The sequence below is a fragment of the Halapricum desulfuricans genome (genome assembly GCF_017094465.1).
Lineage (GTDB): Archaea > Halobacteriota > Halobacteria > Halobacteriales > Haloarculaceae > Halapricum.
Map to the genome: position 1 here is coordinate 23530 of NZ_CP064792.1, position 14683 is coordinate 38212.

General features: G+C 54.7%; 11 protein-coding genes and 6 pseudogenes. 9 read left to right on the forward strand and 8 right to left on the reverse strand.

Features of this window, described 5'->3' with window-relative positions; all coding sequences use genetic code 11:
* Positions 1-20 precede the first annotated feature (20 nt).
* A pseudogene (locus tag HSEST_RS13835) lies at positions 21-654 on the forward strand (IS6 family transposase).
* Between the two features lie 7 nt (positions 655-661).
* Positions 662-856, forward strand: a pseudogene (locus HSEST_RS13840) (hypothetical protein); the annotation flags it as partial.
* A gap of 165 nt (positions 857-1021) precedes the next feature.
* On the opposite strand, the gene HSEST_RS13845 reads toward HSEST_RS13840, so the two are convergent.
* From HSEST_RS13845 to HSEST_RS13860, 4 genes are all read right to left on the reverse strand, one after another.
* A complete protein-coding gene (locus HSEST_RS13845; protein ID WP_229123096.1) occupies positions 1022-1453 on the reverse strand; it encodes a hypothetical protein in 432 nt (143 codons plus the stop codon).
* Between the two features lie 2 nt (positions 1454-1455).
* Positions 1456-1974: a DUF7342 family protein gene (locus tag HSEST_RS13850; protein WP_229123097.1), complete on the reverse strand. Its 519-nt coding sequence runs from the start codon at positions 1972-1974 to the stop codon at positions 1456-1458.
* Positions 1975-2218: 244 nt separating this feature from the next.
* Entirely contained in the window at positions 2219-2602 is a 384-nt protein-coding gene (locus HSEST_RS13855; protein ID WP_229123098.1) for a hypothetical protein, read from the reverse strand.
* Positions 2599-3438, reverse strand: a complete 840-nt coding sequence (locus HSEST_RS13860; RefSeq protein WP_229123099.1) for a ParA family protein — start codon at positions 3436-3438, stop codon at positions 2599-2601. The genes HSEST_RS13855 and HSEST_RS13860 overlap by 4 nt, the downstream gene beginning before the upstream one ends.
* 393 nt (positions 3439-3831) lie before the next feature.
* Here HSEST_RS13860 and HSEST_RS13865 point away from each other — a divergent pair.
* From HSEST_RS13865 to HSEST_RS13880, 4 genes and pseudogenes are all read left to right on the forward strand, one after another.
* Positions 3832-4405: pseudogene (locus HSEST_RS13865) on the forward strand (IS6 family transposase).
* Positions 4406-4612: 207 nt separating this feature from the next.
* Positions 4613-5974, forward strand: coding sequence for an alpha/beta hydrolase domain-containing protein (locus HSEST_RS13870; protein WP_229123100.1), 1362 nt, complete (start codon positions 4613-4615; stop codon positions 5972-5974).
* 476 nt (positions 5975-6450) lie between these two features.
* Positions 6451-7122, forward strand: coding sequence for a hypothetical protein (locus HSEST_RS13875; RefSeq protein ID WP_229123101.1), 672 nt, complete (start codon positions 6451-6453; stop codon positions 7120-7122).
* A 288-nt stretch (positions 7123-7410) separates the two neighbouring features.
* Positions 7411-8895 (forward strand): alkaline phosphatase, encoded by a 1485-nt coding sequence (locus tag HSEST_RS13880; protein ID WP_229123102.1) that lies wholly within the window; start codon positions 7411-7413, stop codon positions 8893-8895.
* Positions 8896-9189: 294 nt separating this feature from the next.
* Here HSEST_RS13880 and HSEST_RS13885 read toward each other — a convergent pair whose 3' ends face one another.
* Positions 9190-10194: a glycerophosphodiester phosphodiesterase gene (locus HSEST_RS13885; RefSeq protein WP_229123103.1), complete on the reverse strand. Its 1005-nt coding sequence runs from the start codon at positions 10192-10194 to the stop codon at positions 9190-9192.
* A 186-nt stretch (positions 10195-10380) separates the two neighbouring features.
* Here HSEST_RS13885 and HSEST_RS13890 point away from each other — a divergent pair.
* Positions 10381-10677, forward strand: a pseudogene (locus HSEST_RS13890) (IS5/IS1182 family transposase); the annotation flags it as partial.
* 20 nt (positions 10678-10697) lie between these two features.
* Here HSEST_RS13890 and HSEST_RS13895 read toward each other — a convergent pair.
* Both HSEST_RS13895 and HSEST_RS13900 read right to left on the reverse strand, forming a co-directional pair.
* Positions 10698-11333: pseudogene (locus HSEST_RS13895) on the reverse strand (IS6 family transposase).
* A gap of 221 nt (positions 11334-11554) precedes the next feature.
* Positions 11555-12901, reverse strand: coding sequence for a S8 family serine peptidase (locus tag HSEST_RS13900; RefSeq protein WP_229123104.1), 1347 nt, complete (start codon positions 12899-12901; stop codon positions 11555-11557).
* A gap of 338 nt (positions 12902-13239) precedes the next feature.
* Here HSEST_RS13900 and HSEST_RS14565 point away from each other — a divergent pair, with 338 nt between their 5' ends.
* Positions 13240-13452, forward strand: coding sequence for an FG-GAP repeat protein (locus HSEST_RS14565; protein WP_267491937.1), 213 nt, complete (start codon positions 13240-13242; stop codon positions 13450-13452).
* A 110-nt stretch (positions 13453-13562) separates the two neighbouring features.
* Positions 13563-13775: pseudogene (locus tag HSEST_RS13910) on the forward strand (RNA-guided endonuclease TnpB family protein); the annotation flags it as partial.
* A gap of 109 nt (positions 13776-13884) precedes the next feature.
* On the opposite strand, the gene HSEST_RS13915 reads toward HSEST_RS13910, so the two are convergent.
* The gene (locus tag HSEST_RS13915; protein WP_229123105.1) at positions 13885-14355 is read right to left on the reverse strand and encodes an FKBP-type peptidyl-prolyl cis-trans isomerase; all 471 of its coding nucleotides are present in this window, start codon (positions 14353-14355) and stop codon (positions 13885-13887) included.
* Between the last annotated feature and the right edge of the window lie 328 nt (positions 14356-14683).

Consider the following 14683-nt stretch of genomic DNA (forward strand, 5'->3'; position numbering starts at 1 on the left):
GTGTGTTTTCTGAGTGCTCTATGCCCGAAAACACACGCCTCAGCGGAAGTATCGACCAGATCAACTTAGTTTGTTGAACGCGAAGCGACACCGCGACTGCTGATGAAGCTCGGTATTCAGCTGCATCTTGCTGGACTATCGCTTTCGAATACAGTTTCGATTTTTGAGGTATTCGGTGTCGAGCGAGCACGATCGACCGTTCATAATTGGGTTCACAAAGCCGATCTACAGCCAGAGTCTGGTCAATTACCGGATCACGTTGCGGTTGATGAGACCGTGATCCGACTCAACGACGAGAACTACTGGCTGTATGCTGCTGTCGATCCCGAAACCAACGAATTACTGCATACAAAGCTTGAACCGACGACAAACAATGTTATCGCTCACTCATTTTTCGCCGAACTCCGCGAGAAACACGACGTCGATGACGCCGTGTTTCTCATTGATGGGTCGCTCTCGCTGAAAGACGCCTGCCAACGACACGGCCTCGATTTCAGATACGAACGCCATGGAAATCGCAATAGTGTCGAACGTGTCTTTCGTGAGGTAAAACGCCGTACCTCTTCGTTCTCAAAATGTTTCAGCAACGCCCAAGCAGAGACAGCCGACGATTGGTTTCGATCGTTCGCCTTCGCATGGAATCAGCTAATCTGAACACTACCTTGCTGGTGCAGCTATGGTTGAATGGGCCGGTGGTACAGTTACCGACCTAGAAGGGGATCCCTGGTCATATGATACCAGGGGACTTGTTGCATCGAATGGACGAGAGCATAAAAAATACTCGAAGCAGCACAAGCGGGGGACTTGGTCGCAAATCTGTAGTGATATCAGTGTCGTCGTCCTCTTTGAGCATTGATGTATGGAGATACCAGTTGCCGTCACGTTGATTGGAGTCGCCGTTTACTTCCTCCGCACGCTGACCGTGACAAATTCAGCAGATGTTGGATTCATCCTCAGTAAAAGCGCGAAGCTCTCTCCTCGAACTTCTATAACCTCACTAGCGATACGCAAACTTGTCCGCCTACTGCTGTTTCCACAGCGTCTCGACACGTTCTTCCAAGTAATCTATGACGAGACGGCACACGTCTCGGTGGTCCATTGGCCACTGATCGTCTTGGGCGTCGGTTCGACTGGCGTCCGGTGGTGGGTGAAAATGATCTCGTGAATTGTGTACGTTTGGATGCCGATCCCACCGACACTTCCACGTCCCGCCTTGTCGTTTTTCCTGGTAGTGAATGTTGAAATCGTCGTTACGGTACCAGCGGATCTCAAAGTGAGCCGAGACCTCGTTTGGATAGTACTCGTCAGATAACTCGACTCGCAAGTGTGATTTTCTCTCTTTGACAAGTTCCGTAGTCTCGGCCAGACGACTCCCGGTAAACCGAGCACGTATCTGTTGTAGCACTGCCCGATCGATCGGTGCGGGACTTGCGCCGTCGTCTACTGGCACCATCGTCAGCTGTGTGATGGTGCTGTAGAGCTGGATACCTTCCTTCGGGCGCGCTCGTGAAGACGCCGATCCTCTACAGCTGTCGCCCATTCACTGAGATCCACGTACACATCATCAATTTCGGCCGCATCGAATTCTAGTACGTCGACGTCAGCAGGTGAGTTCGCATTGTATTCGTCACGGTACGTTTCAATCCGGTCCGTGAGCTCTGACACGCGGGTCTGCAACTCGTCGACGGTATGTTCTTGAGCAAGTTCGTTTACCCGTCGCCATTCGAAGTAGTCGTCGTTGCGCTCGTACCTGACCGGGCGTCCCTCGTGGCGGGTGACGATTCCCAGATCAGCGTAAAAGGACAGATGAGATCGCGCTGCATCCTCTGAGCAGTCTGCTTGATCTGCAATCTCCCCAGCCGTCGTTGGCTCCCGAGTATGAAGTACCGTCCCATAGACCCGCTGTTTCGTATCCTCGTCTTCGAACGGTCGATCGAATGGAGGTGGTCCGTCGCGACCGGAGCTCTTAGCCATACCTCATCTAACGGACTTCAAGTATATATTTCCTTCTACAACCGATATATATTGTTCTCTGTTTCTGACTGTCTTCTGGTAGCGAGGGGACTTCGGTGTGGACTCAAATGTGGATGGACTCCCCACTGTCACGTCGACGAGTCGTTCATTGGAAATACCGACTGGTCAGCTGCAAGCGTCTCAAGTACGAGAAACGGCGCGGGAAGATGCTACGGACCAGAACTGGGTTGGCCCACCGAACGAATCACGACCAGCCGTATCCCCACTCTTCGAGCTTCTCTAGGACTAATTCGGGATGCTCTTGGGCGACTGCCATCGCAGCTTCTGTCACGTCTGTCTTGTACACATCTTCGCCGAACTCAGATTCCATTTGATCGACGAGATCATCGATACCGTCTTCGATATGCTCGCGAAGAAATACTGGCCGTTGCTTACGTCCGTCTTTGACACCATCTCGTGAGTGGATATACGGAAGTGACTGCCGCTGCGTCGTCCTCTGTGATGATGTTACCGACTCACTCGTTGCTGACGTACTGAGCTCGGATCGCTCGCTTTCCGGCTGTTCCGGTTCATTGTCGGCCTCTTCCTCGTCATCAGCAAAGGGATCGTCAGTTGAACCTTTCTTCATGCTTCCACCGCCTTTGTCTGCCGGATGTGAGCTGCGAGCTTGTCGATCTTCTCGATCGTGTCGAGTTCGTGGTCACGCTCTCGCTTACGGTGCTCCTCGATATAGCGATATGCGGTACATTGCTCGGCCCAGCAGCCTTCGAGCATCGATGATCGTTCTCGCAATTTGATTGGCACGTCCCAGCCATCGTTTTGCAGTTGCTCAAGGAAACGCTCTTGGTCGTTCATTCCCTTGTAGCGGTTCGGAACGACTGCAAGGACACCGACTTCGATGCCGAGTTGTTCTTCGAGGCCGCCCACGAGCTGATCAAGCCCTTGGACTGATTCGTAGCCTTTCCCAGAGGGTTCGAATGGAATGACTAGATGCCGTGTCGCGTGAATTGCGTTGTGGAGTTTGATATCTGCGCTCGCTGGGGGATCAACGATTAATGTATCATACTGCTCGTGGACGCCAGCTTCTCGCAGCACACGGAGCAACTGCTTGTTGGGATTCCAGGACTCCCCAAAGTCAGCGGCTTCTTCCTCACGGCGCCGGAGGTGTTTTGAGGCGTATTCGAGAATATTGTGGGCTGGGATAATGTCGATGCCCTCGCTCGACTTGATTAGGTCTTCGAAGTCACCTCGGGGGCGTTCGATCATATGCCGGAGGAGGCTATCCGCTGTTTCGTCGTCGCGATCTCCGTTGACGTTCAGTAGATACGATAGCGACGCTTCCTGCGTATCGAGATCGATCATAAGGACGTCTTTGCCGGCACGAACGTCTGCCTTCGCGAGGTTTGCGGCCAGCGTTGTCTTGCCAACGCCGCCTGCTTCTGAATATACTGTGTAGGCCAGCATATTTACCCATTTGATCTACTCAGTTATAAAGGCCAGTCAGACGGTGTACCTATTCGACATAGCTATACTACTTAGTTAAGCTTGTTAGATAAGCCATCTGGCTGAGCCACCTCGAGGGGGTAGCTGGATGTATTAGGTAGCCTAATCAGCGGCTTCGAGGCGGAGCCTCCGGCCTCAATGAGACGGGCTTCCCACGCTTAGTCGGAAGCACAAGCGAGTAGGCCGGAGAGGAAGCCGACATCACGACCAACCAACCCCCGAGACAGTGGCCTTCTGCCTCAAATCACTGTCCCAGGTTATTGGTTGTCCATATGATCTTCACCAGCGCCTGTGACGAGTGGGCGGTGTTCAGATAAGGATGAATAGTGAGGCGGTGTGTTTTCTGAGTGCTCTATGCCCGAAAACACACGCTTCAGCGGAAGTATCGACCAGATCAACTTAGAGTTTGTTGAACGCGAAGCGACACCGCGACTGCTGATGAAGCTCGGTATTCAGCTGCATCTGGCTGGATTATCACTTTTGGGTTCACAAAGCCAATCTACAGCCAGGGTCTGGTCAATCATCAGATCACGTTGCGGCTGATGAGAGCGTGATCCGACTCAATGACGAGCGGTACTGGCTGTATGCTGCTGTCGATCCCGAAACCAACGAATTACTGCATACAAAGCTTGAGCCGACGACAAACAAGGTGATCGCTCACTCTTTCTTCACTGAACTCCGCGAAAAACACGATGACGACGACGCCATGCTTCTCATCGATGGGTCGCTCTCGCTGAAAGACGCCTGCTCACGACACGGCCTCGATTTCAGATACGAACGCCACGGAAATCGGAATAGTGTCGAACGTATCTTTCGTGAGGTGAAACGACGTACCTCTTCGTTTTCAAACTGTTTCAGCAACGCCCGAGCAGAGACAGCCGACGACTGGCTTCGATCGTTCGCCTTCGCATGGAATCAGCTAATCTGAACACTACCGACGAGTGTGTACTAACTCATAAACCGCCGAAACGTGACCACTCGAAACCGGTTCACTACCCAACCCAAAAATGACAACTATCTATAAATAATTATTAATAATGTGATATAGTATACACAAACTATGGGTCATTCTAATACCCCTCGAAAAAGTCGAATCAGCCGACGAGCCTTACTCAAACAGCTGGGCGGCGCTTCGGTGGCACTGGGCATCACAACAGGGATGGGTAGTAGTAGCGTCGCCGCGAAACAGTACCACGAGGTTCCGGTACCCGATGTCGAGGGCCCCATAACTGGCGGTGTTAGGACCGGGAAACCGATGACAGCGACTGTCGCTGATATCGACAAGTACAGCTACACCGAGGAAGAGTACTTCATCTCGGGAACGGCGCAACAACTAGTCAACGATTCGGACGAAACCGCGTCCTACACGACACGTGTGTTAGTGTATCGTCCGTCCGGCCCAAGCCAGTTCAACGGGACGCTTGCGATAAACTGGGCGAACGTCACGGAGGGCAACGACGTCCCGTTCTCCTTTGCCAATAAGTTCGACTACGCGATGCGAGAGGGGTATGTCCTAGTCATTGCCTCCGTGCAGAAAGTCGGAGCCGACGCATTGCGAGAGTGGGATCCAGAACGCTACGCTGCGATCTCACATCCTGGCGATGCATACTCCTACGACATCTTTTCACAGCTTATTCAGGCGTTTCGCGCTCGTCCGCGACCGGACCCGGATCCGATCGCCAAGCTTAATGTCAGAAACGTTATCGCCATGGGCATCTCTCAGTCCGCGATGTACTTGCACACTTATATAAATGAGGTGCAGGAAGCCCACGACATCGTTGACGGCTTCATTCCAGAATCCATTCCTTTGAAATGGTTCGCACCAGGGTCCCAACGAAGAGTTCGAGACGACCTGGTACCAGTCTTGTGGGTGAATACCGAGACAGAGGTACGGAACTTCGGCTACCCAGGGACAACCAATCCGCGCGAGGACGGCGGTCTGTTCAAGCTTTGGGAGGTTGCCGGAGCGACCCACACGAACAACTACTCCATGGTCTACCGCGACAAGGTCAACGCGCGCGACCAGGGCGCAGACGTGGAGTGGAACCCGGAAGCGATGCGCCACTACGGCGAACAGGGCGGGTCCGACTGTCCATCTAACCTCTTTCCCCATCAGTACGTCCACCGTGCAGCGTTACACCAGATGAACCGATGGCTTACGAGGAACAAGGAGGCGGCAAGCGCCCCACGCCTTGAACGCGCGGACAATGAACCGAAGAAAGATAAATTTGGAAATGCGGTCGGTGGCCTTCGCTTACCGGTCGTCGACGTCCCAGTCGCACTATACGAATCGAACGACTGCATGGTGATGCGCGGTCGAACCGAGCAGTTCGACGGCGAGACGCTGCACGAGCTATATCCGACTCATGACGAGTACGTGAGGAAGATGCAGTCCGCAGTCGACGCAGCGGTTGAGGGCGGCTGGCTCGTCGAGAACGACGGTAAGTACCTGATGGAGGCCGCTCGGGCGTCGTCGATTCCGGAGCCGAGCGCCTGACCCCCGCAACCGAAGCTGGCCGTTTGAAAACGGATAGGACCGATCCGAGCGTCTGGCCGCCGTAGAGTGGTCCCTCTCCGATCATTCGCCTTCGCATGGAATCAGCTAATCTGAACACTACCCTCCCAAACGCAGGGAGAGCCATTGCCCGAGCTCGAGACCGACGCCCACGGCGAGGCTGACGGACTCGTCGACGCGCTTACTCGATGCTGCCGACCGATTGGGATTCGACGCCCCAATCAAATCTCCGATGCTGCCGAACACCTGATTGAGACGATTCCCGACCAGACGACAGTATAATCCTCAGATTGGAGTGGTACTTGATACTTACTTGATATGACTATTTTTATGAGATAATGGCTGACCCCTCAATGTGATAGACAACCAGCACCAGATGTATGATTTCTCGGATCCGCGGGGGGTACCTGCTCCCGACGATCCTCACGCAGATCCGAAAGCCGACGACACACTCCCCAATGAAGGGTATTCTGATCGAAACGAAGAGCGTAAACGCCACACCTGCAATCAGTGTGACTGGGAGATTCCACCGACTGACGACTACTGCCGTGACTGCGCTCGCAAGGCGTTTGCCCCCCGGTCGAGCCACTGCCCGATGTGGCTCTCGCTCACCAGCATCCGGTGCGACGGTCTCCCGCGAGTGGACATTTGACCGGGTCGTCGCTGCTGTCGTTACCGACGAACACAGGTACACGGCCAGCATCGCCGGTCAGGTCACGCCGAAAAAACGCTCGGAATTCGAGTGGTCGACATCAACGGGCACGCAGCTGACACTGATCAGTGACTTTGGTGGAAATGTACCCTCACCGACCGATCACGGCTACGAGGCGTTGCCCGATATCGTCCGGGCCCGTTCTGACCCTGGCCAGCAGTTGTTGGCTGATCTTGCCGCCGATATGCAGGATCGCGATGACGAATCGCCACAGCTGTACACTGAATTCGGCAAGCCCATCGACGACCGGGAAACGACTTTGGACCTCGAAGAGCGCTTTGGCAAGGCATACTGGATTATCACCGGTGTCATTTGGCAGCAGGACTACGCTTTCCCTGATCTCGAGGACAAGGTCACTGCGATCAAAGCCTGCAAGCACTGTGGGTCCACCAAACACGTCTATACCGGCCAGGATTGACCGGACGATGTGTCCGCTTGCGTCTGGATGTGCACTCAGTGTGGCGTCACTTAAGACAGCTATCTATTCGAATGGTCTGCACTTGAGCAGGTGAGAGCCTGTGACGACCTTTATGTGCGTCTTACTCCGAAGGTGAAGACAGCACAGACGGCCTCTACCACTTGGCTTTGTGAACCAGGAGATCATGATCTGAACGCCCCCATTCATTTTACCGGCAAATAATACCCCTTTCAATTTGGGGTGTGAATAATTACCACAAGGGGCTGAAGCCGTGACTTGGGGTGTGTTATGACCGACAAACCCAATCCGATCGCCAAGGCGCATCGCAAGTACTCTAGTGACCGACGAACATTTTTGGCAGGTCTTGGGGCCGCTGCTGGTGGTGCTGTCCTTAGTGGACCGACCGTCTCTGCGAAAAAAGGGACACCAGCGCGGAACGTCGTGCTCGTCATCCCTGACGGACAATCGCAGTCGCAGGTAACCGCTGCCCGCTATCTGAAAGCGTACCAAGACGACCCCGAGGCGTTCCCGGTGAATGCCACTCCGGACGAAACACAGCTGAACGTCGATCGGTTCGATACGATGGGCACGATGACGACGATGCCCGACGATGTCGGAGAAACAGAGTGGGGGGGCGAATACGAGGGTGATTTCACGGGTGATGAACTGGATAATGGATTCCAGAATATCACTGACTCTGCTGCCGCCGGAACGGCTATGTCTACCGGGACAAAGACGTATAACGGAGCTGTCGGTGGTGTCCTTGATTACGATAAAGGATTCGTTCCAGTAAAGACGGTGCTAGAGAAGGCCCGCGAAGCCGGGTATGCGACGGGACTCGTCACGACGACGCGACTTACCCATGCCACTCCCGCGACCTTCGCTACGCACTGGCCCGACCGGGATCACGAGACAGAGATTGCCCGACAATATATCGAAGGTCCACTGTGGGCGGAACCAGACGAGGAAAAGGTGTGGGTCGACGTCCTACTCGGCGGCGGTGGCCGGGAGTTCAGCGACGACTTGATCGACAAAGCCGAGGACAAATACGAGTACGTCACAACGCAATCCGATCTCGAAGATGTGACGGAAGGGCCCGTCCTCGGTCTATTCTCGGAGAGTCACATCCCGTATACACTGGATCGAGGGGAGGAAACCCCGAGTCTATCCTACATGGTGGAGAAAGCGATCGAACTCCTCCGGAAGAAGGGTCCTGGCAAGAGCCAAGGCTTCTTCCTGATGGTCGAGGCCGGACGTGTCGACCACAAAGCCCACGCCAACGATCCCAGCCTCCCGCACGAGGAACTCGAAGCCGACGAAGCGACCGGAGTCGCCCTTGACTACGCTAACAGCAAGGGTACTCAACCGACGCTGGTTATCAACGCGGGCGACCACGAAACGGGTGGCCTCCAGATGGGGCGCGACGCTTACAACGTCAACATGGAGTTCATCAACGAGATGGAGATCAGTCTCGAAACGCTCTGGCCCATGGTTGAGGACGCAGACAACGTTGAAGAAGTAGTCACTAATAACACTCCCATCGAGTCGCTCACTTCCGAGGAAATTAGCCGAATTGAAGACACGAAGTGGTATCCGAACACCCAAGGGTTCCCGTCGGTTGTCAGTGAGCATGCGAACATCGGCTGGGGGTCCTGCTCACACAGCGGTCGTGAACTCCCGATCTGGGCCTCCGGCCCGAATGCCGAGTATCTCGCCGGCGCGAACGATAACACGGACATCTACAAAGCGATGGCTCAGGCGTTGAAGCTCTAGAACCGATAGATAGTGGACTTTAGGACAGTCTCAGCAGGTGCCGGTTGCCTTTCCAAGCATACCGGTCCTCGCAGTTTTCCTAGTTAGTTAAGTCCCTGGTTAATATGATCGCTGACTTTTTCGATCACCGAGTGAAAGATACAGAGACTGTGGGGGATCTTATCACCTACGAATAGTTGGATTATTTCGATTGAGTCAATCTGATTTTTGGATAGAGAACGTTCTCACCGGATTATTCGATCAACTATAAGAAAAGAGGTTAGTTAATGTATATTCTGCAACAATACTAGTGCGTTACTCGACACTCCAATTAAATACATTGGGATAATCCGCGATGATCCCGTCGACTCCAGCGTCAACGAGTTGCTCAGCCTGATACCAGGTACCCACAGTCCACGTATTCACGTTCCGCCCTGCATCGTGCGCTTTCTCCACTAGATCAATATCGGCGAATTCCGGCTCCTCGATGTAGTACGCGTCGTTGAAGAACGGCGCCCCTTTGACCATATTATACGGTGGATGAATTGCCTCACAATCGTATTTCTCGGTGATTTTGAGACCGACTTCGATCGAATCCCAGAACAGGAATGCGATCGGAATGGAGGGATCGTATTCCCGCGTCGTCGCCAGGGCGGCCTCTAGGAACGACGACACAAGGATGTGGTTCTCGAACTGGGACGCGATGTCAAGCACACGTTGAGTGAACGGCCGCCAGACGTCTTTTCGAGCTTCAAGTTCTTCTCCCTCTAGGTTTTCGGCGAATCGAATCCCGGTGTCGCCGGGATTCTTCAACTCGATGTTGATGCCTACGTGCGCCGGGACCGCCTGCAATACTTCCTGCAACGTCGGGACTGTCTCCCCACTATCGAGAACTTCAGCGTTCTGGACGTCTGCGCAGGGAGTCTCCCACACGAGCGTATTCTCGTGGTCGGTAAGACCGCGCTCACCTCCATCACGTGAGGCCAAACGATCGTCGTGGAAGACGACCACCTCGAAGTCCTCTCCCTCGTATGGTCGGCCCCCACAGGGAACTACATCGATTTCGATCATGTCAGCGCCGCGTTTGGCCGCGTCGTTGCTTTTGCCTCCTTTAGCGGCTTTTGCCACTGCGCCGACGGTGTTTTCGGGATGTACGCCTGCAAAGCCCCGATGGGCTATGAGGTTGGGTGACGAATCATCTGACGATGAGCCACCGTTTCGAGCGCGACCAGCTGCTGTCCCTGTTATAAGCGATCCAAGTGCCGCGCCGGTCGTGCCCTTCAGTACGGTTCGACGATTGATACTGGATAACCTAGGCATCGCATGAGGTCAATTCATAACGGTTTTCAATATATTCATTCCCCGAGGATTGGGGTGGTTTTTATTATTTTTAACGATAACGCACGTACAGTAGGCAAATCAAAAACAGGACATGGTCTCCAAGTCCTTGTTGTAACCCTTGCTGGCTCTCGGTTCTCGACGCGCTATTCTCGGAAATGATTCATGCTCAGTCAACACGTCGTCTTGCTCTGTCTGGGGGTCAAGAAGACGATCACGTACCGCGACCTTGTTGACGAACTCATCGAGATGCCCCGCATCCGTGACGTCCTCGACCTTGATTCGATCCCCGGACCCTCAACGCTCTATAAGGCGTTTGACCGTCTGGAGAACGCCGTTTGGCGGGTGTTACTAAACGTCTCACTTAGGGATTTGCCGGTCAACGGTGTCACCGGCATCGATACGTCCGTGTTTGAACGAGCCCATATCTCAGTTCACTACACGAATCGGACGAATCTTGCGATATGTCGTAGAGACGGTCGTGTTCAGATTAGCTGATTCCATGCGAAGGCGAACGATCGAAGCCAGTCGTCAGCTGTCTCTGCTTGGGCGTTGCTGAAACAGTTTGAAAACGAAGATGTGCGTCATTTTACCTCACGAAAGACACGTTCGACACTATTCCGATTTCCGTGGCGTTCGTATCTGAAATCGAGGCCGTGTCGTGAGCAGGCGTCTTTCAGTGAGAGCGACCCATCGATGAGAAACACAGCGTCGTCAACGTTGTGTTTCTCGCGAAGTTCGGTGAAGAAAGAGTGAGCGATCACCTTGTTTGTCGTCGGTTCAAGCTTTGTATGGAGTAATTCGTTAGTTTCGGGATCGACCGCAGCGTACAGCCAGTACCGCTCGTCATTGAGTCGGATCACGGTCTCATCGACCGCAACGTGATCCGGAGATCGACCCGACTCTGGCTGTAAATCAGCCTTGTGAACCCAATTATGGACGGTCGATCGTGCCCGCTCGACACCAAGTACCGCAAGAATCGAAACGGTATTCGAAAGCGATAGTCCAGCAAGATGCAGCTGAATACCGAGCTTCATCAGCAGCCGCGGTGTCGCTTCTCGTTCAACAAACGCTAAGTTGATCTGGTCGATACTACCGCTGAGGCGTGTGTTTTCGGGCATGAACCACTCAGAAAACACACCGCCTCACTCTTCAATCCTTATCTGAACACCGCCATACCCTTTGATCAGATGATGATAAATATTAGGAAACATAGGACACGATAGTGACTGCTGATACGACGCAGGCTCGTGGTTGACATCCCCCTCCACGTGAACGCGGAGGAATCCCGAGTGGTGGGAGTGTTAGGTTCGCAATCCCGAAAACGTGTCTCCGTTCCCCCCTACAGCGCGTCGAGAATATTCAGGTAACCGCTGCCGTAGAACGCCTTGTCGTAGTCCTCGGGGACGTCGGCGGCTCGCTTGAGCGCTGACTCGACTTGGCTGGCGTTGTAGTTCGGGTTCGCACTCTTGACTAGCGCCGCGGCGCCAGCGACGTTCGGCGCGGCCATCGAGGTGCCAGCCTTCCAGCCGTAGCCAGGCACCTGGGTATCGGGCTCGCCATCGCCGTCGGTGTCCTCATAGGTAAACACCGTATTGAATACGAGGTCGTTGAACCACGGAACGCCGGTTCCAATGGCGTCGGAGTCAGCATCACCGCCCGGCGCAGCGAGTGTGACGGCGTTGGTGCCGTAGTTCGTGTAGAACGCCGGGCTCTCAGGCGAGGCGGCGAGATCCGTCACCTCGCCGTCGCCATCGGCGTCCCAGCCGTAGCCGAGTGGGCCGGTCGCAGATACCGACAGCGCCTGTGCCCCCTCGTTCGGCAGGCTGATGAAGTTCTTGTCGTGCTGGAGGTCGGCGCTGTCGTTGCCAGCCGCGATGACCAGCAGGGTCCCCTCCTTGTTCGCGTAGGTCATCGCGCTGTTGAGCACCTTCCCATAAAATTCCCCATTGGCCTGCCGCGGAATCGGATACGCTCCCAGCGAGAGATTCGCCACGTCCACGCCGATGTTCGCGCTGTAGACGACCGCCGCGAGGATGTCGGCGAACGACGCGCTCGGCCCGGAGAACACGCGGCAGTCCACTAGGTCGGTCTGTGGTGCCGTGCCGTTGACACCGATGCCGCCCCCGTTGTCTGCGGCGACAATGCCGGCAACATGGGTGCCGTGATCGTCGCCGCCGACGGGATTGTGGTCGCCGCCATCGTCGGTGAAGTTCCGCGAGAGATCGAGGTTCAGCGGTCCGGCAAGGTCTGGATGGGTCTCCAGTACGCCAGAATCGATGACAGCGACGCGTGTGCCCTCACCCTCTGTCGTCTCGTGGGCTTCTGAGACGTTTAGGGCAGCCTTGTCCCACTGCAGGAAGTCGCCGGGTTGACCCTCATAGTCCGCGGTGTCGAAGGACGGCATCTCCACGTTCACCGACGGCTCGCTCAGTTCGAGCTCGACGTCCGGCGCGAATTCTCGCACCCCCCTCGACGACTGCAGCGCTCCCTCGGTTCCGGAAACGACTGCTATGTCGGTCCCCGGCATCTCGTGGACCATCTCAACGCTCTTCGGCAACCCGCGGCCCTTTGTTTGGACGATGTACCGATCAGTCGAAGCTGCCGCTGTAACGGTAGTCCCGAGCGCGATGCCTCCGAGCAATGCTCCGCTTACCTTGAGAACGTCTCGTCTGGTACCGTGTACCATAGCGTCATTTGAGGATCATATGGCCATAAGAGTTATTCATAGGCCCCAATCTTTCCGGTAGACCGGGCTTCAGATCGAGGTCTGCATCACCTGTTATCTGACACAGGCTGAGTAGGCCGATAGCGCCCGTGCGAGATGGAGGGCGCGTATCTTAGATAGCGATTGACGCAGAGTTGGGAACAAATCGATCAAGACAGCGTCAGTAGCCGTTGCCAATGAGATTCGACTGACCCGTCTTTTTCACAATGCGCTCGTTATGTACTCTATGGACTGGGAGCGTCGAGATCTTCTTCAGTTGGTTGGAGCGACCGGAGTAGGCGTACTGGCCGGGTGTTCTAGTGACAAGAACAAAACCAGAGACCGGCATCCAATCGAAGACGCAACGTCCGTCACAGATCAGCAAATTCGCTGCCGATGACGGTGAGAGCCTTGACTTCTTCGGCAGGTCCGTGGCAGTGTCGAGTGACGGGACCACTGCTCTCATTGGGGCTTACCACGACGATGATCCCAACGGCGAAGATGCGGGATCGGCATACGTATTCAAACTGTAGGTGACACCAGTCAAACTGGAGATCTCATACTTTGTCGAGGGAGTCATAGAACGATTCACAAGGAGTTTCTCGGAGCACTAACTCGATGAATCAGCTGTTAGAACGTATGTGACGTGGCGGGGGCGTGGAATATGTTGCAGTCTGAAATGGGGCCGATGGCCAGGCCCGCTGCCCTGTCTGCTGAGCGCGACAGGGACGCACCCACGGATGGGGCGTACTGGCAGTGGAACGAACACGACTGGATACCCGCGGATTTTGGGGAACAGTCGCGGTCGCTCGACCAACCCAGCCTCAGCAAACCCGCAAGTTCACAGCCGGGGTAATCGATCTGGTTGGATTACCCACGGAGGAATCCCACGACTTCAGTCGTGTGGAGGAGGTCAAACACGCACTGTGTATCACGCGAGGCTCGTTCACCCACAACAGCAACCGTCAGTTGACGTCGACAACTTCGATATCGAATTGGAGCGTTTCACCAGCGAGCCCTGGATTGAAATCAACGCGGACTACGTCGTCTTCGACAGCGGTTATTTCGGCGAGCTCGCCCTCTTGGGTTTCAATGTACGCACCTTCCTCTGGGGTTTTACCGCCGAGCATCTCACTGAGTTCAGCGCGATCGTATTCTCGGACACGCTCCTCACTCCATTCACCGTAGGCTTCTTCGGGAGGGATTTCGACAGTGAAGTCGTCGCTCTGTTCCATCCCACTCAGTGCGTCTTCGAGTCCTTCGATAACCTGCCCTGATCCGACTTCGAACGTTAGCGGAGTGTATTCACGGTCGGGTTGCGTCTCGGCCAAGCCCGCTTCTTCAGCGACTTCCTCACGTGATGTGTCGAAGACAGATCCGTCGTCCAATCGTCCAGTATACTCAATCGTCACAGAATCGCCAGTTGCAATCGTCATATGTAGCCAAGAGCAGTCCTACAGATAAGTCGTTCCATCAGAACACCATATGGAACGCTCACGGGAGATCAAACGGGGCTGAGGACGTCATTCTGGCACGCTCATATAATCCAACTGAACAGTTCCCGTTTACTATGAGCGCGAACCGAGTACTTCGTACCGTGGTTTGCTTCAACAGGAATCCCATTCAGTGAAAGTCATCGCCAGAGATTTATATATGACTGCCCCCACAACTATTTGCCCCAGTTGGGGCAACCGAAGCCACAGATTGGGTGGTTTCATACCCACCTTTCCCCCACCCCCATATCACCCCCCCAATCATTTGATA